The organism is Roseovarius gahaiensis, assembly GCF_011601345.1.
GTDB classification, from domain to species: domain Bacteria; phylum Pseudomonadota; class Alphaproteobacteria; order Rhodobacterales; family Rhodobacteraceae; genus Roseovarius; species Roseovarius gahaiensis.
This window is the reverse complement of sequence record NZ_JAAORB010000041.1, coordinates 1-25641: the sequence shown is the minus strand read 5'-3', so window position 1 is coordinate 25641 and position 25641 is coordinate 1. Positions and strand designations below refer to the sequence as shown.

Sequence of the window (25641 nt, the reverse complement as noted above, 5' to 3'; positions counted from 1 at the left end):
TGACGACGTCATCCGGCAGTACCTGGAATTACATTCCTCCAAGTGATGCCTCCGGCGTCAGCCGGTGGTCCTTCACTACCAGCCATCGAAAGGTTGGTTTTCGGTGCAGCGCTATTGATGAAATCGCGATAAACCACGCTGGCGTATTTGCCTTGCATGACAATGGGATGTGATTTCACAAACCCAGTGACTTCGGTCACGGTGCGGCGGTTGCGGCGCTCACGGCCTTCGGTCACGATAAGCGGCTGTGTTTCCCCGAATGAGGCGATGGCCTCAAGCCGTGAGCGGCTGATGCCCTGACTGACCAGATAATTCACGACGGCGTGGGCCCTGCGCAGACCCAGTTGCTTGTTATACCCGGCCGATCCGACTGCGTCGGCGTGGCCAAACACGCGAAACCGCACTTCGGGGAACTGGCGAATCCAGCGGGCTTGCTCGCGCAGCGTGTCACGGGCACCGGCGTCAAGGTTAGCGGAGTTGAAGGCAAAGTTGACGGTGCTCATCACTTCTTGTGAGAAGCGGTTTGCCAAGTCGTAAACATATGCTTTTTCGCCCGTCATGACGAGATGGTTGTTCATGTTGGCATTGCCAAAATCGCCGCTGTCCACCAAGGCACCAGCCTCTGAGAAGTAGGACCGGTATACATCATCATCCGTGGTGCAGGCGCTAAGTGCGATAAGGCTCGCAGCAGCCAGAAGGTGTTTCATTTGCCCCTGCCTTTCCATCAATCCATGACGTAGCCGTAAGAGCCGGTAAAGTCCTGCTTGGCGACCTCACCCGCCGTGCCGGTCGGACGGTTCTTTTTGACCACTTTGCCGTTCAGGAACAAATCCGCCTCGGACGGAAGTCTCACACGATCCGTCGGCAGGGCCAAGGCTTCGCCGCGCGTTGGTGTTACCAGATGGGCGCTGACGATGATCACCAGTTCCGTTTGCGAGCGTGCGTAATCCGCGCTGCGGAACAAAGCACCCAAAACCGGAATATCGCCCAGCCATGGAACCTGACCGTTGGTGTCGCGGAAGTCGTCTTGCAGAAGACCCGCGATTGCAAAGCTTTCGCCATCGCGCAGAGCCACGGTGGTGGATGTATCCCGGCGGCGGAACGCGTCGACTGTGAATGATCCGGTATTGATGCCGTTTGTCGGGTCAATCGACGACACAGCGGCGGCCATCTCCAGATTGATGACACCATCATCAATCACCCGTGGCACAAAGTTCAGCTCGACCCCGAAGGGTTTGAATTCAACCGATGTCGTGTCGTTGTCTTGCGCCACGGGAACAGGGTATTCGCCACCGGCAAGGAATCTGGCCTCTTGGCCGGACAGGGCGGTCAGGTTGGGCTCGGCCAATGTGCGCACGACGCCTTTTTGTTCAAGCGCCTGTAGCAAAATGCCGATTTCGACCGACCCAATGTCAAACCCGAAAAAGGCGGCACCGGCGTTGCTGCCAGTTGGTGCGCTACCCAAGTTGACCTGATTGGAGGACAGCCCGCTGCCTGAAAGGGCAGCGCCGTTACCGCTTGAGCCAAGCGCGTCCACCGCCAGCGAGGTCGACAATTGTTTGGACACGCTGCGCTGCATCTCGGCAAAGCGCACTTTCAACATGACCTGCTGTTTGCCCGATACGACCATAAGGTTCGAGACCCGTTCCGGCGCATAGCGTTGCGCCAATTCAAGGGCGCGGTCCATCCGTGCAGCGCTTGAGACGCTGCCAGACAGGACGATGCCGTCATTCGCGGTGCGCACCTCGATTTTTTCATTGGGCAGGATTTGGCTCAGCCGTTCTTTGAACTCTGATACATCTGTCGAGACGCGGATCTCGACGTTTGTGATCAGCCGCCCGGTTTCATCCAGCAGGGTCAGGGTGGTGCGGCCGGGCGCCTTGCCCAAAACATAGATTGTGCGGTCTGACAGCGTCGAAAAATCGGCGATCGCCGGGTTGGCGATACTGAGTTCGGCAAATGGCGTGTCACTTTCGACCACGATTGCCCGGTTCATTGTAACGCTCAGGTCGCGATTGGCGCCTTTGCGCACGACTTGCAGGTTTTCTGCCTGCAGATCACTTGCCAGTGGACCAAAAACCATTGCCAGCCCCAACAGGGCTGCTTTTGCAAAACTTGCATACTTCATGTGACCTGCCTTTCCGATCACGCCTCACATATCGGGTCTTTTCGCCCGGATTTTGATCAGTTTGCGCTAGTTTGGAATTTTTTCAAGAATCAAAGCATTTTGGGCAGAAATGATTCGAAACGTGGCAAACATGCCCTGCCAAAGAAAAAGGGCATCCCGTGGGATGCCCTTTGCAGCTTACCAGGATCGTCTGGCCTTAGTTGGTGCAGGGGATTTGGCTGATAACCGTCTCGCCGCCACGACGGGTCTTGATCGTGCAGACTTCTTTTTTGGGGGCAGGAGCCTCGATCTCTTTCTTGGACAAGCCCAGAAGGCGCCACTGGTCCACCTCGATCACATCGGCCACGGTTTCGTCTTGAATTCCCACCAAAGACAGTGACAAACGCCCGGTGGCCTGGGCTTGCGCCAGTGCCGCAACTTGCTGCGGCTTGGCTTCTACCGTCACGGTGCGGGCGATGATGGCTTGGCGGGTGTCCTCGTTCGACACTTGGTCAACGGCGATCAGGCGAACACCGGTTTGAATGAGTTTGGTCACATCCCCGACCGAGTTGCCCTCGGTGCGCACGCGCTCGCCGCGGACCTGACCCGTCCAATAGACATCGACCCGGTCACCGGGGCGCAGGAAGCCCGACACACCGCTGGCCACGTCAACCTTGATGGCAAAGGCGCGCATGCCCGGCCCAAGCGAGGCCGAAATGCCTGCATCTTCACCGGGTTTGGTGATTTTGACGTCCAGAACCGCCTCGTTCTTTTCCATGGCGCGGCGCACGGTGCGCTTTTCCTCGTTTTCGTCAGGAAACAGCGTGTCGGGCTCGGAAAAATACCCGGCGGGCAGAGATTCCTTGGGGAATTTGGCCATGCGCACCATGGCCGGTTCCAGTTTCTGACCATAGCTTAGCGGTTCGTTGGCGACGATCACGTCAACCGTTTCGATCTGCGGGGCGCGCTGCGCGCGCTCTTTTGCCAGTTGTGTCTGGTAGCTTTGGATATAGCTTTTGGCCATGTAAACGGCAAAGCCCGCCAAACCCAAACCTACGACAAGCACCAGTCCAAATACCAAACGCATGGCCAGTCCTTTCAATTTTTCTGCTCTGACGGATGACCTTTTGTCATCCGCGTCTCATAGAATATTAGCACCGGATTGTGGCGGAATGAGGGAGCCCGTGTGACCAATTCCGGCCTTCGACCGCGGCGGGTGATGTCGGCGCAAGATCAATGGGGTCACAGCGTGTACGACCGTCTGAAAACCAGGTTAGTCGTTTCCTGTGCTCGATGTTTTGGGAAGAAGGTCGACAGTCACCACTTCTGCGCCACTCAGGCTGTTGCCGATCTTGACGCCCATATCGGTGTTGATGTTTACCAATAATGCAATCGCACCAACACCCAAGGCCACGATAGAAGCCGTCAGAACCACCCAGTCGAGTGTGACCGCGCCGTGTTCATCGGACAGGAACTTGACACTTGGAAGTTTCATGCGATCCTCCATGACCTCGTTACTCTGTTAAGCGGCGCCGCGACAGGCCGTGATCGTGACGCGGTTATATGCGCTGCCCTGATCGCCAACTGGCCGCAGATCGTGTCGTGCGGCCAGTTGTAAGAGATTGTTTTAAAGGGTTTAGGCCGAACTTAGCCGCCGTCAGCGGGTGCTTGGCCCAGTGTCTCACCGCTCAGGTTAACCACGCCGGCACCGCCAACTTCGGTTTCAATTTTGCCGGCCAGCGAGTCAACGCCGCCCTGCACGGCGGCCACACCGGCAACGCCAAGGCCCACAACGGCTGCGGTCAGAACGACCCAGTCAACTGTCACGGCGCCGTCTTCTTCGTTCAGGAAGTTTGTGATGAATTTGTTCATGGTTGGTCCCTCCAAAGGATTAATGTGTCTCAGGTTACAACCGCTTCGGTTTGTGACGGGCCGTGTGTGTCTCTCTCTTTGGCCTGCCGCCGTTGCGGTATGGGCCTATATAGCCCCTGAATTCGGGCAGGATTTTGGCGCGAATAGTTCCTTTTTCGTGAACCTTAATATTTTTCGACAGACCCATATTAACCATCTATAAACAAACAATAAAAAACGCACATTCGGGTTTTAAAATAATGAAATCCAGCGTTTTTGCCCGGTTTTGCACCAACCGCGCGTTTCGAAATTGAAGACAATTCTGGAAAAACATCGCTTCTTTTGCGACAATGCAACTATAAACAAAAAGGCTAGGGCAGGCTTACATGCGTTCGGTACGGTTTCTGACACTGATCGTGGTGATCAGCATGCCTGTCATGCTACATGCAGGCGACCCGCCCCCCTTTCCCGACTTTACGTTCAAGATGGGCAAACCCCCGAAACCGGGGGCCGACAAACGCATCACGGTTCAAATTGAGCCTGAGGCGCCCAAGCCCGCGCAACCGGATGTAACGGCAGACACCCCCACGCCAGACGGGCCGAGATCGGCGGCCTATGCGTGGTTCTGGCAATCCGTGTCGCCGCAAATCGACGAAAACGCCGCCGAGCGTTTGGATGCGGCGTTTGACCATCTGGCAAAAGGGCCGGCCAGTTCGCGCGTGCAAGAGCCGCGTTTTCAAACCCTGCAAACCATCGCCAAGGCCGAAGGCCCGCGAATCTTGGGCGCGACCATCGGCACGCAGGTGTCGCCCGCCTTGGCGCTTGCGGTGATCGCAGTCGAATCCGGTGGCCGCCCCAAGGCGGTCAGCCCCAACGGCGCGCAAGGCCTGATGCAGTTGATGCCCGACACGGCCAGCCGCTTTGGCGTGACCGACAGCTTGTCGCCCGACCAGAACATAAAGGCAGGCGTGGCCTATCTGGATTGGTTGCTGTCCGAGTTCGGCGGCGATGCTGTTTTGGCTCTGGCGGGCTACAACGCGGGGGAAAACGCGGTCAAGAAACACAAGGGTGTGCCGCCATTTGCCGAAACGCGTGATTACGTGCCCAAGGTTCTGGCCGCCTACAAGGTGGCCATCGGCCTGTGCAAGACCAAGCCCGCCTTCATTACCGACGCCTGTGCGCTGAACCTTGCCATGCGGTAACAAACGGGCCGCCCTGTCGCGCGGCCCGCGTGTTGGTTTGTCTTAAACGATGGTGGCCTCGGTGGCTGCGCGCACTTCGTCTTCGCTGACGCCGGTTGCGCATTCGACGATCTTCAGGCCGCCGTCGACCACATCCAGCACGCCCAGATTTGTGATGATCCGGTTCACCACACCTGTTCCCGTCAGCGGCAGGGTGCATGCCTTCAACAGCTTGCTGTCCCCGTGCTTGTTGGTGTGGTCCATCACCACCACCACGCGCCGGACACCGGCCACAAGGTCCATTGCCCCGCCCATGCCCTTGACCAGCTTGCCGGGGATCATCCAATTGGCCAGATCGCCGTTCTCGGCCACTTCCATCGCGCCAAGGATGGCCATCGCGATTTTGCCACCACGGATCATGCCAAAGCTGGTGGCGCTGTCGAAGTAGCTGGTATGCGGCAATTCGGTGATGGTCTGTTTGCCAGCGTTGATCAGGTCGGGGTCTTCTGTGCCTTCCACGGGAAAAGGCCCCATGCCCAGCATCCCGTTTTCCGATTGCAGGGTGACATGCACGCCTTCGGGGATGAAGTTCGGCACCAGTGTCGGGATGCCGATCCCAAGGTTTACATATGTTCCGTCTTCCAGTTCCTGTGCCGCGCGGGCGGCCATTTCATTGCGGTCCCAAGCCATGATCATGCTCCTTTCGGGGTGAGTGGGGATGGCCGGCGGGCAGAATGCCCAGCCAGTGCCGTGCGAAAGCGTCGAAATGGGCAAAGCCATATTCTGCATTCATATGTGTGTAATCCGCCGCCGTCGGTGCCTGTCCGGCGGGCAGGTTGGCCGCGCGGCTGTATCGCGCAGGGCTGAAGCCGGGCCCATCTGTCAATTCATCGGGCTGCACCATCAGCCCATAGTGCAAGCCCGTCATGTGACGCGACACGGTGTCTTGCCAAAGGCGCAGCAGGCGCGGTGCTTCGGGATGTTGGCTGCAATGCGCTGCACCGGTGTCCAAGCCGGGTGCGTTTGCCGCCGGATAGGGGGCCGGTGCAACCACGCAACGCGCGTCGTTGCGCAAGAACTCGGCCAGTTTGTGACAGTAGCGCGCCACACGATGATCTAGAAACGCTGACACCAAAGGCGCAGAAACGCTACGTGTCTTGCCGGTGCTGTGCCCACCCAGCAAATCAAATTCGGACATCATCCGGGCCAGACCTTCTAGCGCAAAGCTTTGCCCGACCATCAAAATCGCCTCTTGGGCGGATAGGTCGATTTGTCGTGGCAATTTGGGGTGGCCCGCCTCGCAGGCGTGCAGGACGCCGCGCTCATCATAGATGCAGGATGAAAAGCTGTGCCGCGGCAGGGCAAAAAACGAAAGCGAAACAGACGGAAACGCCACCTCGATGGCCCCGCGGGCCAAAAGATACGCACCTACATGCGAATTGCCTATGATGGCGACGCGCATCATTTGTGGTAGGCCTCCAGCAAGATCTGCTCGCACTGCGCGTCGGTCGGATCATGCCGGGGGGGCATCTGCTGCACGTCGTTTTCAGCCTTTAGGCTTAGCCCTTTTTCCCCATGTGACAGGGCAAAGCATGTCACCGCTGTTTTAATCCCCTGTTGCGAGGGTTGCCGGCCATCCTGTTCAATATATGGCCCGTCCGCAATGGGTGTTGAGACGATTTCGAAAGCCGGGAAATAGTCAAAGTCTGCATCGCCGGCCTGCAATTCACCGCAGGCGGCCCTGAGGACCGACTTGGAATAGGTGCTGGCCGGCCCGACATGATTGCCGCTGGCCGTGGCGACCAATGGCACCGGCGATACCGTCAACACAAAGCGCGCTTTGATGCCCGCCTTGCGCAACAGATCACGCGTGGCGCGCAGATCGGCCAGCACCTCGGATTGGGTAAAGTTATGAAACCGAACCTTTGCCGGGTCATAATCTCCGGCGATATGGCCCGGCGCCGTGGGCAGCGCCAAGCCGGTGGCAACATCCATCCAGCATTCCGTCAGCCCCAGTGTCAGCACGATGCTTTCGGCGTCTTGCAACACCCGTTTCACGGCGCGCAGGTGTTCAAGGCGGGCATGGCGCACATCGTCGGGATGGTCCACACCTTCGGGTTCGACCGTTGGGCGCAGCGCGTCGAAATACCGTCCGTCGCGTTGCCAAACGGGCGAGGGCGCGGTTTCGCCGTCAAGCGCATGCGCCACAAGTTGCCGGAATTGGCGTGCTGTGTAGATGTTTCCGTAGCGTGCCGAAAACAGGTTGTAGCCATATTGGTGACACAGCTTTTCCGGCATGTGCGCCCGCATGTCTTCACCTTGCAAGATGTTCCAGCCATCTTGCGTCAGCGCCTGGTGTATGTGGCGCGCAAAGCAACTGCCCACGGTCATCAGCGGCGTCTGGCGAGTCAACTCGACCTTGGGGGAGTAGAGATGTGCCAAAGCGGCTGCATCCGTGCGCCCGACGGTCGAGCGCCAAAACGCGCGGGCCGGCAGGTTTTCATAGGGCGATGACATGCGCGCCCCGCGATCAGGCTGCGCGCGTGGTGCGTTGTTCGATGCGCTTTTCATGCTCGCCTTGAATCAGGCGGTGCACATAGATGCCGGGCAGGTGAATGTGATCTGGGTCCAGTTCACCGGGCTCGACGATCTCTTCGACCTCCATCACGCAGACTTTGCCGCACATTGCGGCAGGCGGATTAAAGTTGCGCGCCGACTTGCGGAAAATCGCATTTCCGGTGGTGTCAGCCTTCCAGGCTTTGACGATCGAAAGATCGGCGAAAATACCGCGCTCCAGAACATAGGTTTCGCCGTCGAAATCCTTGTGTTCCTTGCCCTCGGCCACTTGGGTGCCGACCCCGGTTTTGGTGTAGAACCCCGCAATGCCCGCGCCACCGGCGCGCATACGTTCGGCCAATGTGCCTTGCGGGTTGAACTCCAACTCCAGCTCGCCGGACAGGTACTGGCGCATGAATTCGGCGTTTTCGCCCACATAGGAGCTTAGCATTTTCTTGACCTGCCGGGTTTGCAGTAGAATGCCGATGCCGAAATCGTCAACGCCCGCATTGTTCGACGCGAATGTCAGGTCTTTGACGCCGCTGTCCTTGATCGCCTGCAACAACAGCTCTGGAATGCCGCACAGGCCAAACCCGCCCGCTGCGATCAGCATGTCATCATGCAGCAGACCATCCAGCGCTTCGGCCGCTGTGCCATAGACCTTGTTCATGTCGTAACCCTCCTGGAAAATCCCTTTGCCATGGTATGCGGCTGCGGGCGGGGCAAAGTCAACGACTGGGCATGGATCGCGGCGTGGATAGGGTTACTACGTAAGGCCGGCGTTCATTTCTTGGCGGCGGTTTTCTTTTTTGCCGCAGGCTTGCGGCCCTTGCCTTTTTTCGCGGCCTTTTCTGCGATCAATTGCACGGCCATATCCATTGTCACGTCTTGCGGCTCGGTCCCTTTGGGCAAGGTGGCGTTGATCTTGTCCCATTTGATGTAGGGGCCATAGCGCCCGTCCATGACATTCACCGGCCCACCGGACTCGGGGTGCTCTCCCAATTCCTTCAGGGGCTTGGCCGCGGCCCGGCCCTGTCCGCGCGATGCGGCCTTTTTGGCCAATTCCTCGACCGCGCGGTTCATCCCGATGGTGAAAACCTCATCGGCTTCTTTGAGGTTGGCATAAAGACGGCCATGCTTGACGTAGGGCCCATAGCGCCCGATCCCGGCCTCGATCATTTCGCCATCGTCGGGGTGGGGGCCAACTTCGCGCGGGAGGCTGAGCAACAGCAGCGCTTTTTCAAGGTCCATATCGTCAGGGCTCCAACCTTTGGGCAGGCTGGCACGTGGCGGTTTCTTGTTGTCTTCGGTGGCCTCGCCACGCTGCACATAGGGGCCGAACCGGCCAGACCGCAGGCTAATTTCGTCGCCATCGTCTTCACCCAGAATACGATCACCGGCATCATTGGCATCCCCGCCGATGGGGCGGGTGTAGCGGCATTCGGGGTAGCGTGAGCATCCCACAAACCCGCCGGTGCGCGAGGTTTTCAAATGCAGGCTGCCTTCACCACAAAGCGGGCAGGCGCGCGGATCGGACCCATCTTCACGTGGGGGGTAAAGTGTAGGTGCCAGCGCATCGTCGAGAACATCCAGCACTTCGGTAATGCGCAATTCCGAGGTCTCGGAAATCGCCGCCGAGAAATCCTGCCAAAAGCGGCTGAGCACCTTTTGATAGTCGAGATCCCCTGCGCTGACCTTGTCGAGCTCATCTTCTAGGTTGGCGGTAAATTCATAACCCACGTATTTACGAAAGAAATTCTGCAAAAAGATCGTGACGATCCGGCCCTTGTCCTCGGGGATCAGGCGGTTCTTGTCCTTGCGCACATATTCACGATCCTGAATCGTGGTGACGATGCTGGCATAGGTCGAGGGGCGGCCGATGCCCAATTCTTCCATGCGCTTGACCAGCGTGGCTTCGGTGTAGCGCGGCGGTGGCTGGGTGAAATGCTGCTCGGGTGTGACGTTGCGTTTGTCGGTCTTGTCGCCTTCCGCGATTTGCGGCAGACGCTTGTCGTCATCATCAACGACCTGATCGTCGCGGCCTTCCTCGTAGATCTTCATGAACCCGTCGAACAGGACAACCTGACCGGTTGCGCGCAGTCCGACCTGACCATCACCACTGCCGATATCCACGGTGGTCCGCTCCATGCGGGCACCTTCCATCTGGCACGCCAAGGTGCGTTTCCAGATCAGATCATACAGTTTGCGCTGATCGGCATCGGTGGTCTTGATCGCCTTGGCATCGCGCGTCATTTCGGTGGGGCGGATACATTCATGCGCTTCCTGCGCATTTTTGGCCTTGTTTTTATACATGCGCGGCGATTTGGGCACGTATTGATCGCCGAAGCGGTCCTTGATCGCGTCGCGGGCGGCCATCACGGCCTCGGGGGCCATGTCGATGCCGTCGGTCCGCATATAGGTAATGTAACCCGCTTCATACAGGCGCTGTGCCGCGCTCATGGTTTGGCGCGCGCCCATGCCGAACTTGCGGCTGGCCTCTTGTTGCAAGGTGGATGTCATGAATGGCGGGGCGGGGTTGCGCGAAGCGGGCTTTGCTTCCACCGATTGCACGGTCAAATCGCGGCTGTTGATCGCCTGCACCGCCAATTCGGCTTGTGTGTCGTTTTCAATGTCGAACTTGTCCAGCTTCTTGCCGGCCAGAATGGTCAGACGGGCCTCGAACTCTTGTCCGCGGGGGGTGGCCAGAAGGGCCTTGACCGTCCAGTATTCGCGCGGATTGAACGCCTCGATTTCCATCTCGCGCTCGACGATCAGGCGCAGGCAGACCGATTGAACGCGGCCGGCGGATTTCGCGCCGGGCAGTTTGCGCCACAGCACCGGGGACAGGTTGAAACCGACCAGATAGTCAAGCGCGCGGCGGGCCAGATACGCCTCGACAAGGTCTTGGTCCACGTCGCGCGGGTTTTGCATCGCTTCGGTCACGGCAGATTTGGTGATGGCGTTGAACACCACGCGGCTGACCTTGGTATCCTTCTTAATCGCCTTGCGCTTGCGCAGGGCCTCCTCAAGGTGCCAACTGATCGCCTCGCCCTCACGGTCGGGGTCCGTTGCCAAGATCAGGGTTTGGTCATCTTTCAGCGCGTCGGCGATGGCTTTGACATGCTTGCGTGAATCGTACCCGACCTCCCATTTCATTTCGAAATCATGCTCGGGGTCGACCGATCCATCTTTGGGCGGAAGGTCACGGACATGCCCGTAGGACGCCAGAACCGTGTAATCGGACCCCAGGTATTTGTTGATTGTCTTGGCTTTGGCCGGGGATTCGACAACGACGACGGGCATGAAAATTCCTTTCGACTCGGGACGAGGCTTATGGCGGCGGACCATGTGGGCTGGCAAGTGTAATTGTCAATGCGGGGCATTCGCGGGGCAAATGCACCGCGACACTTGGATTGGCAAGGACTTTGAACAAATGGCCAGCCGATCACTCGGGCTGAGTAGGCCCGCTTAGGCCAGAGAAATCAAGCCACCCGGCTGTCGACGAATGCGGCCATCAAGCTCAAGATCGGTCAGGATCGGGGCCACGGCGTTTGTGGGCGCCTTGAGATCGCGAACCAACTGATCCTCGGCCATTGGCGAGGGGCCCAAGCGCGATAGAATTTGACTATGAAGGGCGGCTGTTTCACGCAGGCTGCGCTTGTCAGCTGCCGGTTCTGGTGGGGGCGTCAGCGGCATTTCCTGTTGGTCTGTTTCGGCCCGGTCTGTGGCGTCGTGGTTGGGCAGCGACTCGATCACGTCATCGGCTTTGCGCACAAGGGTTGCGCCGTCACGGATCAGCATGTTGCATCCGGCGGCGCGTGCATCAAACGGATGGCCCGGAACGGCCAGAACATCGCGGCCCTGATCCAACGCGGCACGCGCGGTAATCAACGACCCGGATTTGGCCGCCGCCTCGACAATGACCACCGCTTGCGAAAGACCGCTGATGATTCTGTTGCGGCGTGGGAAATGCCGGGCTTGGGGCACGGTGCCCATTGGCTGTTCGGACAGGCGCAGCCCGGTTTTTACAATATCTTCGGCCAAGCGGGTGTTCTCGGCCGGATACATCACATCGACACCTCCGGCCATCACGGCAATTGTACCCTGTTCAAGCGTGGCGGTATGGGCCGCGGTATCAATCCCGCGCGCCAATCCCGACACAACGACATGGCCGCGCGCGGCCAGATCGGTTGCCAGTGCCTTGGCCATGCGCAATCCGAGAGAGGAGGCATTGCGCGCGCCGACAAGTGCGATCATCGGGCGGGCCAGAATTGACAGGTCACCGATGGCCCACAGGATGGGTGATGCATCAGATATCTGTTGTAGATCGGCGGGGTAGTGCGGATCGCCGACGCAAATCATCCGCGCCCCGGCTGCCTTGGCTGCCCGCAATTCCGCCTGCGCCACGCCTTCGGGGCAGGGGCTGTAGTTTTCTACACCTGCGGCTTGCGCAACATCCGGCAGCGCGGCAAGGGCGGCCTGCGCCGAGCCATGTTCGCCCATGAGCCGGTAGAAGGTGGAGGGCCCAACCCGACGTGAGCGCAACAGGCGAAGCCACGATACCCGATCATCTTCCGTGGTGGGTGGGAGTGGGGGGTGAGTGGAAGGATGTGTATCCTCGGGCATCGCGACCTCGCCTAGTTGCAAGATCACTATGGGCGCTGGTGGTTAATGCCGGGTAAACCACAGCCTTAAGGGTGGGGAGTTTTTAAAAAATTACACCAACGGGCTGATATTTAATTATAAAAAATATCTTTGCCCGTCGTTTCGAAAGCCTTGGAACGATGTGGCACGCCGCCAGACTTCAGAACAGTCTGGCGGCGTGGCATTGTCGACCGAATCCATGATGATAGCTGCCTTGGATCGCTTGCCTTGTCAGCCGTCACTTACCCGGCGGCTGACCCGCCAACTGTCAGCCCGCCGATCATCACCGTGGGCTGCCCAACACCGACCGGCACCCATTGGCCCGCTTTGCCGCAATTGCCCATGCCGGGGTCAAGCGCCATGTCATTGCCAAGCGCGCGGATTTGCTGAAGCGCGGTGGCACCGTCGCCAATCAGCGTGGCCCCCTTGACCGGCGCGCCGACCTTACCGTTCTTCACCCTATAAGCTTCGGTGCAGGAAAACACGAACTTGCCGTTGGTGATATCCACCTGACCGCCGCCAAAGCCCACGGCATAAATACCGTCTTTCAAATCGGCCAGAATGTCGGCGGGGTCAGCCTCACCGCCCAGCATGTAGGTGTTGGTCATCCGTGGCATCGGCGCATGGGCATAACTTTCTCTGCGACCGTTGCCGGTCGGCTCGACCCCCATCAGGCGGGCATTCTGACGATCCTGCATATAGCCGACAAGGATACCGTCCTCGATCAGCACGTTCTTACCACTTGGCGTGCCTTCATCATCCACGGTGATACTGCCGCGCCGGTCAGGGATCGTGCCATCATCCAGCACCGTCACACCGGGGGCGGCAATCCGCTGCCCCATCAGCCCGGCAAAGGCCGAACTGCCCTTGCGGTTGAAATCGCCCTCAAGGCCGTGGCCGATGGCCTCGTGCAGAAGGATGCCGGGCCATCCGGGGCCAAGCACCACATCCAGCACACCTGCCGGGGCGGGTTCGGCGCGCAGGTTGACCAAAGCGATGCGCAGCGCCTCGTGGGTTTTGGCCTGCCAGTCGGCGGGGTCGATCAGCCCGTCAAGACCAATGCGCCCGCCGCCTCCGGCACTGCCCTGTTCGCGGCGTCCGTCCTGATCGACGATCACCGACACGTTGACCCGCGTCATCGGGCGGGTATCGGACACCTCTGTGCCATCGGCGCGCAAGATGACGACCTCTTGGTGCGAGGCCGCCAGTGTGGCGGTGACCTGCACGACGCGGGGGTCAAGGCTGCGGGCAAAATCATCGATCTGGCGCAACGTCTCAAGCTTGACCGGAAACGCGGCCCCGGCAATCGGATCATCATCAGTGTAAAGATGTCGGTTGGTGCGGGCCGGAGCGGGGGCCATGGTGCCACCACCATCGCCAACAGCAAGCCGCGCGGTTTCGACCGCACGCTGCAACGCCGCCTCGGAGATGTCAGACGAATGCGCATAGCCTGACACCTCGCCCCGCACCGCCCTCAGGCCAAACCCTTGGGCCGCATCGAACGAGGCTGTCTTGACGCGTCCGTCGTCGAACACCAAAGCTTCGGACTGACGGCGTTCTAGAAACAGCTCTCCGTCGTCAGCCCCGTCCGTGGCGTCCTGCAGGCGGCGGAGGGCGACATTGCGGTCCAGCAGGGTTTCGAAGGGGCGAAAGGCGTTGGTTTCGGTCATGAAATGGGGCGTCCTTGGTTGGGGTGCGACATTCTTTTTTGATCTAAATCAAAAAAAGCGTCCGTTTGCCGCAGTGTCTTTCTTGTCTGGTAGCCCAGAATATGGTTTCTAGCGTCGATGAAACAACGGGATTCCGCCGGATGTGGGGGATTTCGGCACAAAACAGATACCGCTTCAACCGATCAGGGTACAAAATGCGACTTTTTTCCAGCCTTCTGGCCGCACTGGCCGCTTTTTCCGCTCTGCCTGCGCGCGCGCAGGATGGGCTAGAGATCATTGGCAAGCCCGAGCAGGGCGGCATGGGCTTCCAGCCAGCCGCAACTGAACTCGCGCGTGACTTGCAGTGGCTGGATGGGATGATCCTGGTGATCATCACCGCCATCACCATCTTTGTCTGCGCGTTGCTGTTGATCGTGATTTTTCGCTACAATCGCAAATCCAACCCCGAGCCATCCAGCTTTACCCATAATCAGCCGCTTGAAGTGGCATGGACGATTGTTCCGATTGTCATCTTGGTGTTCATCGGTGCCTTTTCGCTGCCCGTTTTGTTCAAGCAGCAAGAGATCCCTGAGGGTGACATCAACATCAAGGTGACCGGATACCAGTGGTATTGGGGCTATGAATACACCGACCATGAATTCGCCTTTGACAGCTTCATGCTGGCCCGGGACGAATTGGAAGAGTTCGGATACAGTCAGGATGAATACCTGTTGGCCACGAACACCGCCGTTGTCGTGCCGGTTGACAAGACCGTTGTGATGCAGGTGACCGGTGCCGACGTCATCCACAGCTGGACGATCCCGGCCTTTGGCGTCAAGCAAGACGCGGTTCCGGGCCGTCTGGCGGAACTGTGGTTCAAGGCTGAGAAAGAGGGCGTGTATTTTGGCCAGTGCAGCGAGCTGTGTGGCAAAGACCATGCCTATATGCCGATCACTGTCAAAGTTGTCAGCGAAGAGGAATACGACCTTTGGCTGAATGGCGCGATTGACGAATATGCTGGCACGCCGCGCGATGTGCAGGTGGCCGCCGCAAACTAAGTGTTATGACACGCGGGTGCGCCTAGGCGCGCCCGCGCTGCCGCCCTTCGGTGGCCAACGCGCCTTGGCGCTGCCCTCATGGAGACAAGAATGAGCGACGCAAGCCTGAATACAGCCAGCACGCCGTCCCAAGCAGGGCCGGGCGACGCCGAGTTTGGCGATTACTTCGCCCTGCTGAAGCCGCGCGTGATGACGCTGGTGGTTTTTACGGCGTTTGTCGGTCTGATGGCCGCGCCGCAGGGGGTGCATCCTGTTGTTGCCTTTGCCGCAATCCTGTTCATCGCCGTTGGTGGCGGCGCGTCGGGCGCGTTGAACATGTGGTGGGACGCCGATATTGACCGGGTGATGAAGCGCACCCGCAATCGTCCCATCCCGGCGGGAAAAGTCACCGAATCCGAAGCCTTTGCCTTTGGCATCACATTGGCGGCGTTTTCTGTGGTTCTGCTGGCGCTTGCCACCAACCTGCTGGCGGGTGCGCTGCTGGCCTTTACCATTTTCTTTTACGTCGTGATCTATTCGATGTGGCTGAAGCGGTGGACACCGCAGAACATCGTGATTGGTGGCGCGGCGGGCGCGTTCCCCCCGATGATCGGGTGGGCAGCCGCGACCGGGACGATCAGCATTGAATCAATTTTGATGTTTACCCTCATCTTTATGTGGACGCCGCCGCATTTCTGGGCTTTGGCCCTGTTCATGCGGTCCGATTACGATGAGGCGGGCGTGCCAATGTTGACGGTGACCCACGGGCGACCTGCCACGCGACGCCATATTCTAGTCTATACCGTCTTGCTGGCTGCACTGGCTGTTGCCACCGCGTTTACTTCCGTCGGCGGGCCGATCTACCTGACAGTTGCTGTCGTGCTTAACGGTGCATTCATGCTTGGCGCAGTCCACATCTGGCGCCGCGACGAAGACATGGCCGAGGCCGATAATTACGCTGTGGAAAGAAAGTTTTTCCGCCTGTCACTGTACTACCTGTTCGCTCACTTTGTTGCGATCGCGCTTGAGGCGTCGCTGGTGCCTTTCGGATTGGGAGGTTGGTAAGCCGATGAGCTTTCGCCAGGAACACGAGCTACACAAGCGCCGCTTTGGTCGCAACCTTGGGTTGGGGTTGGTGTTGGCCGGACTGGTTGCATTGGTCTTTGGCCTGACCGTGGTCAAGGTTGGAGTGGACGGTTTCACGTTGGAACAAAACAGCGAGGCACGAGACTGATGGCGATGGACGCAAAATCAAAGACTGTTATCCAGTTGGTTGGGGTCGTTGTGTTCATGGGCGGCTTGGCTTGGGCCTCGGTTCCGCTTTACGACTGGTTTTGCCGGGTCACCGGATTTGGCGGCGTAACCAGCGTGTCCGATGTCGGGTCGGACGAGATTCTGGACCAAACCATCAAGGTGCGCTTCGATGCCAGCAAAGAAAAGGATTTCCCATGGGACTTCAAGCCCATGCAGCGTGAAATGGAAATTCGCATCGGCGAAACCGGTCTGGCCTTCTACGAGGCCTACAACCCGACCGACAAGCCGATCGCGGGGCAGTCCAGTTACAACGTGACACCGTTTGAGGCTGGCGGTTTCTTTACCAAGATCGACTGTTTCTGTTTTGAAGAACAGGTGCTGCAACCGGGCGAACGCGTTGAAATGCCGGTGACGTTCTACGTTGATCCCGAAATTGTCAGTGATCGAGATGCAAAATTCGTGCACACGATTACGCTATCCTACACCTTCTATCAGATCGACATGCCGCAAGAGCATGCCGCTCTTGATCCGAAAACCAAAAATGATAACACTCTGAATTGAGCCTTCCACGAGGGATAAGACCAAGATGGCACACGAAAAAAACCACGATTATCACATTTTGAACCCCTCTATCTGGCCGTTCCTCGGCTCGTTGGCGGCATTCGTCATGCTGTTTGGGGCGGTTCTATGGATGTCGCCGCAAGCATCGAACAACCAACCTTGGGTGTTCCTGATCGGGTTTGTCGGCGTGCTGTACGTGATGTTTGGCTGGTGGTCCGACACAGTGGCCGAAAATCAGGCCGGTGATCACACGCCGGTCGTGCGCATTGGCCTGCGCTATGGCTTTATCATGTTCATCATGTCCGAAGTCATGTTCTTTGCCGCGTGGTTCTGGAGCTTTTTCAAGCACGCCATGTATCCTATGGGCCCGCAAAGCCCCGCGGTGGACGGTCAGTGGCCCCCGGCGGGCATTGAAACCTTCGATCCTTGGCACCTGCCGCTGATCAACACGTTGATCCTGCTGTGCTCGGGTGCGGCGGCCACATGGGCGCACCACGCTTTGGTGCATGAAAACAACCGCAAAGATATCAAGGCCGGGCTGACCATCGCAATCGCCCTTGGCTTTATCTTCACGCTGTTCCAGATCTACGAATACACCCACGCGGGCTTTGGGTTCTCGGGCAACATCTATGGCGCCAACTTCTTTATGGCGACAGGCTTCCATGGCGCACATGTGATTATCGGCACGATCTTCTTGTTTGTCTGCCTGATGCGCACGATGCGCGGCCACTTTACCCCGGAAAATCATATCGGGTTTGAGGCCGCCGCTTGGTATTGGCATTTCGTTGACGTGGTCTGGCTGTTCCTGTTCGCCTCGATTTATATCTGGGGTGGCTGAACGTGGGTTGAAAACCCGTCCACAAAACGCAAAAAGCAAAGCGCGCGGGTTTCGCGCGCTTTTCCTTTTGAATGGAGCCTGATGTGGCACGCTATTTAGTTCCATTTGTCTTTGGTCTTGTCGGTATCGCGATACTGGTGGGGCTGGGCGTTTGGCAGATGCAGCGCCTGACGTGGAAAGAAAGCATTCTGGCCGATATCGACGCCCGGATAGCAGCCGATCCTGTTGCGCTGCCCGCTGCACCGAACCCGCAGGCCGATCGGTATTTGCCGGTTCAAGTTTCAGGTCAGGTCGGGGATCAGGCGCTGCGCGTTCTGGTCAGCCAGAAAAAGGTGGGTGCGGGATACCGCGTGATTTCGGCCTTTGATCTCGGGGATCGGCGCGTTCTTTTGGACCGTGGTTTTGTCAAAGTCAGCGCAGATATCCCCGCACCGCCGCAAGGCACGGTGACGATCACCGGAAACCTGCATTGGCCGGATGACCGCAACAGTTCGACCCCTGAAAACGACGTGGCCGACAACACGTGGTTTGCCCGTGATCTCGAGCCGATGGCGGACGTTCTGGGCACAGATCCGTTGCTTGTCGTCGCGCGGGACACGTCGTATTCCGATGCCCCCGTGACGCCACTACCGGTGGACACAAGCGCGATTGCCAACGATCATCTGGAATACGCGCTTACTTGGTTTTCGCTGGCCGCAATCTGGGCGGCGATGACCGGATATTTCCTCTGGCGGGTGCGCCAGTCAGCCAAAGGCGAAGGGCCATGAAATATATCTCGACCCGCGGGCAAGCCCCTGCTTTGAACTTTGAAGAGGCAATGCTGACCGGGCTGGCCCGCGATGGCGGCTTGTACCTGCCCGAAAGCATCCCACAGATGAGCACGGCCGATATCGCCGCGCTGGACGGTCAAAGCTATGAAGAGGTGGCGTTTCGCGTGATGCGCCCGTTCATCGGCGACGCCTTCACCGACGATGAATTCCGCGAGATTATCGCACGCGCCTATGCCGGGTTTGGCCATGCGGCCCGCGCGCCGCTGGTGCAACTGGACAGTGGGCATTTCCTGCTTGAGCTGTTTCACGGCCCGACGCTGGCTTTCAAGGATTTCGCGATGCAGCTGATTGGCCAGCTATTCGAAGCCGCGTTAAAACGCAATGGCCAACGGGTGTGCATCGTGGGCGCCACTAGCGGCGATACCGGTAGCGCCGCGATTGAGGCGTTTCGCGGTCTAGATGCGGTGGATGTGTTCATCCTGTTCCCCCATGGCCGCGTGTCCGAAGTGCAGCGCCGCCAGATGACGACACCGTCCGAGGACAATGTGCATGCCTTGGCGCTGGACGGGTATTTTGACGATTGTCAGGCCCGCGTAAAGGACATGTTCAACGATTTTGCCTTCCGCGACGCGGTGGGCTTGGCGGGTGTCAACTCGATCAACTGGGCGCGGGTTCTGGCGCAGGTGGTGTATTACTTCACCTCCGCCGTCAGCCTTGGCGCCCCGCACCGCAAGGTCAGCTTTACTGTGCCAACCGGCAATTACGGTGACATTTTCGCAGGCTATATTGCCAAGCGTATGGGACTGCCGATTGACCGTCTGGTCGTGGCGACAAATCAGAACGACATCCTGCACCGGTGTTTGACCGGCGGGTCATATACCCCCGATGGTGTTATCCCCTCGATCAGCCCGTCGATGGATATTCAGGTCAGCTCAAACTTTGAGCGGGCGCTGTGTTATGCTTATGGGCAGGATGGCAATGCCGTGGCCCAGTTGATGGATGAATTGAAAGCGGGCGGCTTTACCGTCAGCCAAGGCGCGTTGCAGGCCCTGCGCGAAGCCTTCGATTCTGGCCGCTGCGACGAGGATGAGACCCGCGCCACCATTGCCAGCGCATGGGCCGCCAGTGGCGAATTGCTGTGCCCGCACAGCGCAATCGGCGTCAAGGTCGCGGATGAAACGCGCCAGCCCGACACACCGATGATCACGCTGGCCACGGCGCATCCGGCCAAGTTTCCCGCCGCGGTGGAAGAGGCCAGCGGCATTTATCCCCCCTTGCCTGACCGCATGTCGGACCTGTATGACCGATCAGAACGCGTCAGCCGGGTTGCCAACGATCTTGCGGCGATTGAAACTTTCATTAAGGAGCGGACCGCCCATTGACCGTCAATTTGACCACGCTCGACAACGGCTTTCGCATCGTCACCGAGGCCATGCCGGGCCTGCAATCCGCCGCAATCGGCATTTGGGTCAACGCAGGTGCGCGGCATGAACGCGAAGCGCAGAACGGCATCGCGCATTTCCTTGAACACATGGCGTTCAAAGGCACGAAAACGCGCAATGCGCTGACCATCGCCGAGGCGATCGAGGATGTGGGCGGCTATATCAACGCCTATACCTCGCGCGAGGTAACGGCCTATTATGCGCGTGTTCTAAAAGATGATGTGCCGCTGGCATTGGACGTGGTGGCCGACATCCTGCGCAATCCGCTGTTCGAGGCGCGCGAAATCGAGATTGAACGCGGCGTGATCTTGCAAGAAATCGGACAAGCTCTGGATACGCCTGACGACATCATTTTCGACTGGCTGCAGGAAAAGGCCTATCCCGATCATCCATTGGGCCGCACGATCCTTGGCCCCGAGGCACGCGTTGGCGCGTTCAGCCGTGAGGATCTGGTTGGGTTCGTGGATGAACATTACGGCCCCGGCCAGATGGTGCTGGCCGCCTCGGGGGCGGTCGATCACGACGCCTTGGTCAAAGCGGCCGAAGGGTTGTTTGGCGATATGCCCGCCAAGGCCCCCTACACACCCCAAGCGGCGCGGTTTTCCGGTGGCGAGATACGGCGTGTGAAAGACCTTGAGCAGGCGCATTTTGCCTTGGCGTTTGAAGGGCCGGATTACGGCCACCCCGATATTTACGCCGCGCAAATCTATGCCTCGGCCCTTGGTGGGTCGATGTCGTCGCGCCTGTTTCAGGAAATCCGCGAAAAACGGGGCCTGTGCTACACGATTTTTGCGCAGGCGGGCGCCTATGCCGATACGGGCATGATGACGATCTATGCCGGGACATCAGCCGATGAAATGGCCAACCTTGCCCAAATCACGCTGGACGAGATGAAGCGCGCCGCCGAAGATTTTCGCGATGACGAGATCGAACGCGCCCGCGCACAGATGAAAGCGGGCCTTTTGATGGGGCTGGAAAGCCCCTCGAACCGGGCGGAACGTCTGGCGCGGATGTTGCAAATTTGGGATCGCGTGCCGCCGCTGGAAGAGGTGGTCGAGCGGATCGACGCCGTCACGCTGGCCGATGTCCGGCGTTTGGCCGAAACCACCATCACCACGGCGCCTGCGGCAATGGCGCTTTATGGTCCGGTCGATGCGGCCCCCAGCCTTGCCGCGCTACAGGACAGGCGCGCCGCCTGATGTTCGTGCCACGCCGGAAAGTCAGGATCGAGACCGAGCGTCTGACCCTGCGCCAACCGGTGTTGACCGATCACCGGGAATGGGCGGGCTTACGCAAATCCAGTGCTGATTTCCTGACCCCGTGGGAGCCAACATGGGCGGATGACCACCTTGTTCGCAAAGGGTTTTCCAACCGGGTCTACTGGGCGCAGCGATCCATCGCGCAAGGCACCGCGCTGCCGCTGTTTTTGATCCGGCGCGCGGATAACACCCTGCTGGGGGCGATCACGCTGGACAATATCCGGCGTGGCCCGGCGCAAGCGGGCACGTTGGGCTATTGGATCGGCGAGGCCCACGCGCGGCAGGGCTATATGCGCGAAGCGATCCTTGGCGTTGTCCACCATGCGTTCGAGCGGCTGGACCTAAGCCGGATCGAGGCTGCCTGCCTGCCGGAAAATCATGCCTCGCGTGGATTGCTGGAGAAATCGGGCTTTAAATACGAGGGCGTCGCGCAAAGCTATTTGCAGATCAATGGCCGCTGGCGCACCCATGTCTTGTATGCCGCTTTGCGAACAGATCGCCGCGGCCGCGCGCCCGGCCTTTAGCCGGGTCAGCGTGCTTGTCACGCCCTTACAGGCGTGCCGCGCCCAAGTGTTGCAGAACAGAAAGCTGACGTCGGGGAATTTTGCGCTATCCTTGTGTCAACAAGGGAGGTGTTGAAAGATGATTCGACTGCTTCTGTGCGTGCTGCTGCTGGCGGGGCCTGTCATGGCCCAAGACCGCCGCCCAAGCCATTGCATCGCCGTTGCGCAAAACACGCCGGGCGTGGAATACCTGCAAAAGGCCAGTTTCCGTGCGCCGGTGCCCGAGTTTTCGGTTCGCCTGCGGTATATCGCGCATGCCTCGTTCCTTCTACAATCCGAGGATGGCCTGTCGGCGGTGACGGATTTCACCGGGTTCATAGGCAACGCGGATTTCATCCCTGACGTGGTCACGATGAACCATGCCCATTCCACCCATTGGACCGCCAACCCTGATCCTGCCATTCCGCATGTGTTGCGAGGTTGGGACGACATGCCGGGCGAAGGCGCGGATCACTATCTTGATCTGGGTGGGATGGTGGTGCGCAATGTGCCCACCGATATCCGCAGTTGGAACGGTGGCGTGGAACCGAACGGCAATTCGATTTTCGTGTTCGAGGCCGCAGGCCTGTGCATCGGTCATCTGGGGCATCTTCACCATGAACCCAATGACGCGCAATATGCGGCCTTGGGACGGATGGATGTTGTCATGGCGCCGGTCGATGGCGGTTACACGATGCCGCTGGACAACATGATGAACGTGCTGAGGCGGCTCAAGGCGCGGATCGTGATCCCGATGCATTGGTTCGCTGATGGGTCGCTTGGGCGTTTTCTGGCCGGTATGGAGGGGGATTTTGACATTATCGAAACTGGCGGCTCGGAGATCACCGTGTCGCTTCGGTCATTGCCCGACCGGCCCACGATCATGGTGTTACGCCCGTCTTTGTTACGCGACGTGGAGTAGGGGGCGCTGCCCCCTCTTGGCCTTTGGCCAATTCACCCCCGGGATATTTCTGAACAGAAGAAGTCCCGCGCAGATGATCATAAACAGTCCATGGCGCGGGGTCATGCAACAAGTGCTGGACCCCGTCGCATAGCATGATACCTGTTTCAGCATGGCCTTGACTGCGGTAACCCCTGATTTCATCAATCGCCTGCGCGCGGTTCTTCCCGAAACTGCGTTCCGGGAGGCCGACGCACATTACCTTGAAGAACCACGCGGCCGGTGGTCAGGTCAGGCGGGCGTTGTTGTGGCACCGCAGACAGTAGAGCATGTCGCGGAAGTGATTGCTGCGGCCAACACGGCGCGTGTTCCGGTTGTGCCATATGGCGGCGGGACCGGTCTGGTCGGTGGCCAGATTTGCCCAGACGGGCCTGCACCGGTGCTGCTGAGCCTGGCACGGATGAATGCGATACGCGCTGTCTATCCCGACGAAAACCTGATGATCGTCGAGGCGGGGGCCATTCTGTCGGATGTGCATGACGCTGCTACGGCGTGTGATCGGCTGTATCCGCTCAGCATCGCTTCGAAAGGCAGCGCGCGGATTGGCGGCTTGCTTGCCACCAATGCCGGTGGGGTCAATGTGCTGCGCTATGGCAATGCGCGTGACTTGTGCCTTGGGCTGGAAGCGGTGCTGCCGGACGGGCAAATCTGGCATGGTTTGAAACGCTTGCGCAAGGACAACACCGGGTATGACCTGCGTGATCTGTTGATCGGGGCCGAAGGCACACTGGGCGTGATCACCGCCGCCACGTTGCGACTGGCGCCGCGCCCTGCGGGGGAAGGCACCGCGCTTATGGTGGTCGATAGCCCGCAGGCGGCGCTGAAACTATTGGCGATGGCGCGGGACCATTTGGGCGAGGGGGTCAGTGCATTTGAGCTGATGCACCGCATGGGCTTGGACTTTCTGGCCGAAACCTTGCCTGACCTGCGCCAGCCGTTTGAAACGCCGCCAGAGTGGACGGTCTTGATTGATGTGGGGCTAGCGCGTGGGCTTGACCCTGCGGACGCTTTGGAGGCCCTGTTTGCCGATGCCTTAAAGGCCGGCCTTGTCAGCGACGGGATGATCGCGCAAAGCGAAGCGCATCGTCATAGTTTCTGGGAGTTGCGCGAGCAGATCCCAGAAGCCAACCGCCGTATCGGGGCGGTCAGTTCGCATGATATCTCGGTGCCGTTAAGCGCCATCCCCGACTTCATCGACAAAGGCGCTCAGGTGATCGCGGCACTGGGCAATTTCCGCATCAACTGTTTTGGACATTTGGGCGACGGCAATCTGCACTATAACGTCTTTCCCGCCCCCGGACACAGCCGCAACGACCATCTGGAGCAGCGCGATGCGATCAAACGCGCACTGCATGATCTGGTGGATGAGATGGGCGGATCGGTCAGCGCTGAGCATGGGGTAGGTCGTCTGAAGGTGGACGACCTTGAACGCTATGGCGATCCGGCCAAACTGGCGGCGATGCGGGCGATCAAAGCGGCGCTTGACCCGAGTGGCATCATGAATCCTGGCGCGGTGTTGCGGGCGTGATCAAACCGGCTCTGCATATGTTTCATAAAAAATAGCAACGCCTGGCAAAATGAGATGGGGGTCTAATTTCGCCATGGCGCTGCCAGCCCGATCCGGGGGGTGAGTGTGGTGGGGTTCTAACCGGATCGTGCATCCCTGAAAACTTTAAAGGTCAATCTGTCACGCGGCAGAGGCCTTTGACATGATGAAGCTCGACGTGACCTTTTTACCGTTCAACGCAATGTCACTGGCGGCTTTCATGGCCAGCCAAATGGACGTTTGTGAAAGAGGCGACTTGAGGGTGATGTCAAATTTCTGATCCTCTTCGACCAATTCGAAGGAGCTCGTTTCGAACTCGTCCGACAGAACCACGATTGGGCAGTCGGGGTAGGCCTCGTTTGCGGCACACATGAACGTCCCGAACGCGGGCGCATCACCAACAAAACTGTCGCGTTCGACGAATACAAGATCCGCCAAGTCTGCGAACCGGAACAGCCATTCGTAAAATTGCGACGGCTCGTAGACCATGACGACATCAAGGTCAAAAATGGTCTCGAGCCAGATCTGCAGGTTCATCGTGTTTTGAGAGCATGACGCGAAGACAATCGCGGTACCCTTCTCTAAGACGTTTCTTTGTTTCAGATCTGTCGCGGTTGCTTCAATCGATGTGGACTTTATGTCAGCCATTCGGCGATCGTATTCGTCAAATAATTTCTGAGAGAGCCCGCCGTCATTCCAGGATGACTTAGCCGGGGCGTCATCGGACAACCCAACGCCAAGTTTTCCAAGGCGGTCCATCAGTCTATGAAAAAAAGGATAGCTCATGTCTTGAAGCACACTCGTTTTTGGGTCACGAACAGTCATCGCGTTTTCAATCCAGTTGATGACGGCTCGAAACAACCTCTGAGTTCAAACGTAACGCCTTTCTTCACTTTGAGCGAGTTGGGCATACGGCATGGAGGAAGCGCCTTTGCGTCAGAACGTGCTTTTTGTGACGCTAAAATCTCTTTAGAGATAAATGGCCTACGAAATTGGCTGCCGCCGCGCGATGTGGTGGATCTGCACTGCCATATCAATCCAGTCGCCCACCCGAGCAAGCCGTTCGTGCGGGCCAAGGAAGACAGATGGATATGTCCGCCCTTGTCTGTGTCGTGGCCCGACACTGGGGTGCACTTGCCGCTAGGCTGATTGGCGAATAGCCAAGGCCGCCTGGGCCAACCGTTGGCAAGGCACAAGATACCGACGCTCAAGGCGCGTGGGCGATCACGCGTCTGACAGGCTGTCACCATCTGCCGTGGCAAGCTTCTGTGCCGCGTCACGGGTGGCTTGCAGGACAGCAGACATCGCGTCAAGCTCGCGCTGCAGGGCGATCGGGGCGGCGTTTTCTGTCAGGATCTCGAAGGCCACTAGAGCGTGTCGCGTTTAATCGGTTTTGTATCCTGCTGCCTTGAAGAAGTTGTAGCATTCCTCGTCGGTGAAGAG

The 25641-nt window shown here is 58.9% G+C and carries 26 protein-coding genes; 12 read left to right on the top strand and 14 right to left on the bottom strand.

The window, feature by feature from the left end:
* Positions 1-8: 8 nt before the first annotated feature.
* The 5 genes from HAT86_RS14485 to HAT86_RS14465 all read right to left on the bottom strand — a co-directional run bounded on the left by HAT86_RS14485 (position 9) and on the right by HAT86_RS14465 (position 3979).
* A complete protein-coding gene (locus HAT86_RS14485) occupies positions 9-707 on the bottom strand; it encodes an OmpA family protein (RefSeq protein ID WP_167199351.1) in 699 nt (232 codons plus the stop codon).
* Between the two features lie 17 nt (positions 708-724).
* On the bottom strand, positions 725-2128 hold the full coding sequence (locus HAT86_RS14480) for a type II and III secretion system protein family protein (RefSeq protein ID WP_167199348.1): 1404 nt from the start codon (positions 2126-2128) through the stop codon (positions 725-727).
* 196 nt (positions 2129-2324) lie between these two features.
* A complete protein-coding gene (gene cpaB / locus HAT86_RS14475; protein WP_167199345.1) occupies positions 2325-3194 on the bottom strand; it encodes a Flp pilus assembly protein CpaB in 870 nt (289 codons plus the stop codon).
* Positions 3195-3380: 186 nt separating this feature from the next.
* On the bottom strand, positions 3381-3602 hold the full coding sequence (locus tag HAT86_RS14470; protein ID WP_167199342.1) for a hypothetical protein: 222 nt from the start codon (positions 3600-3602) through the stop codon (positions 3381-3383).
* Between the two features lie 152 nt (positions 3603-3754).
* Positions 3755-3979, bottom strand: a complete 225-nt coding sequence (locus HAT86_RS14465) for a hypothetical protein (protein ID WP_167199339.1) — start codon at positions 3977-3979, stop codon at positions 3755-3757.
* A gap of 365 nt (positions 3980-4344) precedes the next feature.
* Here HAT86_RS14465 and HAT86_RS14460 point away from each other — a divergent pair, with 365 nt between their 5' ends.
* Positions 4345-5160 carry a lytic transglycosylase domain-containing protein gene (locus tag HAT86_RS14460; RefSeq protein ID WP_196780620.1) on the top strand — a complete coding sequence of 272 codons (816 nt, stop codon included), beginning with the start codon at positions 4345-4347 and terminating at the stop codon, positions 5158-5160.
* 42 nt (positions 5161-5202) lie between these two features.
* Here the strand turns inward: HAT86_RS14460 and HAT86_RS14455 are convergent, their stop codons facing one another.
* From HAT86_RS14455 to tldD, 7 genes are all read right to left on the bottom strand, one after another.
* Positions 5203-5829, bottom strand: coding sequence for a 3-oxoacid CoA-transferase subunit B (locus HAT86_RS14455; protein WP_167199335.1), 627 nt, complete (start codon positions 5827-5829; stop codon positions 5203-5205).
* Positions 5810-6604, bottom strand: a complete 795-nt coding sequence (locus tag HAT86_RS14450) for a hypothetical protein (protein ID WP_167199332.1) — start codon at positions 6602-6604, stop codon at positions 5810-5812. The genes HAT86_RS14455 and HAT86_RS14450 overlap by 20 nt, the downstream gene beginning before the upstream one ends.
* Positions 6601-7710, bottom strand: a complete 1110-nt coding sequence (locus HAT86_RS14445; RefSeq protein ID WP_167199330.1) for a GSCFA domain-containing protein — start codon at positions 7708-7710, stop codon at positions 6601-6603. Before HAT86_RS14445 ends, HAT86_RS14450 begins: the two co-directional genes overlap by 4 nt.
* On the bottom strand, positions 7670-8365 hold the full coding sequence (locus HAT86_RS14440; protein WP_167199328.1) for a CoA transferase subunit A: 696 nt from the start codon (positions 8363-8365) through the stop codon (positions 7670-7672). The genes HAT86_RS14445 and HAT86_RS14440 overlap by 41 nt, the downstream gene beginning before the upstream one ends.
* Positions 8366-8478: 113 nt before the next feature.
* Positions 8479-10998 (bottom strand): type I DNA topoisomerase, encoded by a 2520-nt coding sequence (topA, locus tag HAT86_RS14435; protein WP_167199326.1) that lies wholly within the window; start codon positions 10996-10998, stop codon positions 8479-8481.
* 165 nt (positions 10999-11163) lie between these two features.
* Positions 11164-12321, bottom strand: coding sequence for a DNA-processing protein DprA (gene dprA, locus HAT86_RS14430; RefSeq protein ID WP_167199354.1), 1158 nt, complete (start codon positions 12319-12321; stop codon positions 11164-11166).
* A gap of 260 nt (positions 12322-12581) precedes the next feature.
* On the bottom strand, positions 12582-14009 hold the full coding sequence (gene tldD, locus HAT86_RS14425; RefSeq protein WP_167199324.1) for a metalloprotease TldD: 1428 nt from the start codon (positions 14007-14009) through the stop codon (positions 12582-12584).
* Positions 14010-14203: 194 nt separating this feature from the next.
* Between tldD and coxB the strand changes: the two genes are divergently transcribed.
* The 11 genes from coxB to HAT86_RS14370 all read left to right on the top strand — a co-directional run bounded on the left by coxB (position 14204) and on the right by HAT86_RS14370 (position 24180).
* A complete protein-coding gene (gene coxB, locus HAT86_RS14420; RefSeq protein ID WP_167199322.1) occupies positions 14204-15046 on the top strand; it encodes a cytochrome c oxidase subunit II in 843 nt (280 codons plus the stop codon).
* A 90-nt stretch (positions 15047-15136) separates the two neighbouring features.
* Positions 15137-16090 (top strand): heme o synthase, encoded by a 954-nt coding sequence (gene cyoE, locus HAT86_RS14415; protein ID WP_167199319.1) that lies wholly within the window; start codon positions 15137-15139, stop codon positions 16088-16090.
* Positions 16091-16094: 4 nt separating this feature from the next.
* The gene (locus HAT86_RS14410) at positions 16095-16259 is read left to right on the top strand and encodes a hypothetical protein (protein ID WP_167199317.1); all 165 of its coding nucleotides are present in this window, start codon (positions 16095-16097) and stop codon (positions 16257-16259) included.
* Complete coding sequence (locus HAT86_RS14405) at positions 16259-16840, top strand: cytochrome c oxidase assembly protein (protein WP_167199314.1); 582 nt, start codon at positions 16259-16261, stop codon at positions 16838-16840. The genes HAT86_RS14410 and HAT86_RS14405 overlap by 1 nt, the downstream gene beginning before the upstream one ends.
* 25 nt (positions 16841-16865) lie before the next feature.
* Complete coding sequence (locus tag HAT86_RS14400; RefSeq protein WP_167199312.1) at positions 16866-17678, top strand: cytochrome c oxidase subunit 3; 813 nt, start codon at positions 16866-16868, stop codon at positions 17676-17678.
* 83 nt (positions 17679-17761) lie between these two features.
* Positions 17762-18445 carry an SURF1 family protein gene (locus HAT86_RS14395; RefSeq protein WP_331272560.1) on the top strand — a complete coding sequence of 228 codons (684 nt, stop codon included), beginning with the start codon at positions 17762-17764 and terminating at the stop codon, positions 18443-18445.
* Positions 18442-19830: a threonine synthase gene (thrC, locus tag HAT86_RS14390; RefSeq protein ID WP_167199305.1), complete on the top strand. Its 1389-nt coding sequence runs from the start codon at positions 18442-18444 to the stop codon at positions 19828-19830. The genes HAT86_RS14395 and thrC overlap by 4 nt, the downstream gene beginning before the upstream one ends.
* Positions 19827-21089 (top strand): M16 family metallopeptidase, encoded by a 1263-nt coding sequence (locus HAT86_RS14385; RefSeq protein ID WP_167199302.1) that lies wholly within the window; start codon positions 19827-19829, stop codon positions 21087-21089. The genes thrC and HAT86_RS14385 overlap by 4 nt, the downstream gene beginning before the upstream one ends.
* Entirely contained in the window at positions 21089-21673 is a 585-nt protein-coding gene (locus tag HAT86_RS14380) for a GNAT family N-acetyltransferase (protein ID WP_167199299.1), read from the top strand. Before HAT86_RS14385 ends, HAT86_RS14380 begins: the two co-directional genes overlap by 1 nt.
* 118 nt (positions 21674-21791) lie before the next feature.
* Positions 21792-22613, top strand: a complete 822-nt coding sequence (locus HAT86_RS14375) for an MBL fold metallo-hydrolase (RefSeq protein ID WP_167199297.1) — start codon at positions 21792-21794, stop codon at positions 22611-22613.
* A gap of 151 nt (positions 22614-22764) precedes the next feature.
* Positions 22765-24180 (top strand): FAD-binding oxidoreductase, encoded by a 1416-nt coding sequence (locus HAT86_RS14370; protein ID WP_167199294.1) that lies wholly within the window; start codon positions 22765-22767, stop codon positions 24178-24180.
* 159 nt (positions 24181-24339) lie between these two features.
* Here HAT86_RS14370 and HAT86_RS14365 read toward each other — a convergent pair whose 3' ends face one another.
* A complete protein-coding gene (locus HAT86_RS14365; protein WP_167199291.1) occupies positions 24340-25023 on the bottom strand; it encodes a hypothetical protein in 684 nt (227 codons plus the stop codon).
* A gap of 399 nt (positions 25024-25422) precedes the next feature.
* The gene (locus HAT86_RS14360) at positions 25423-25566 is read right to left on the bottom strand and encodes a hypothetical protein (protein ID WP_167199288.1); all 144 of its coding nucleotides are present in this window, start codon (positions 25564-25566) and stop codon (positions 25423-25425) included.
* Positions 25567-25641 lie beyond the last annotated feature (75 nt).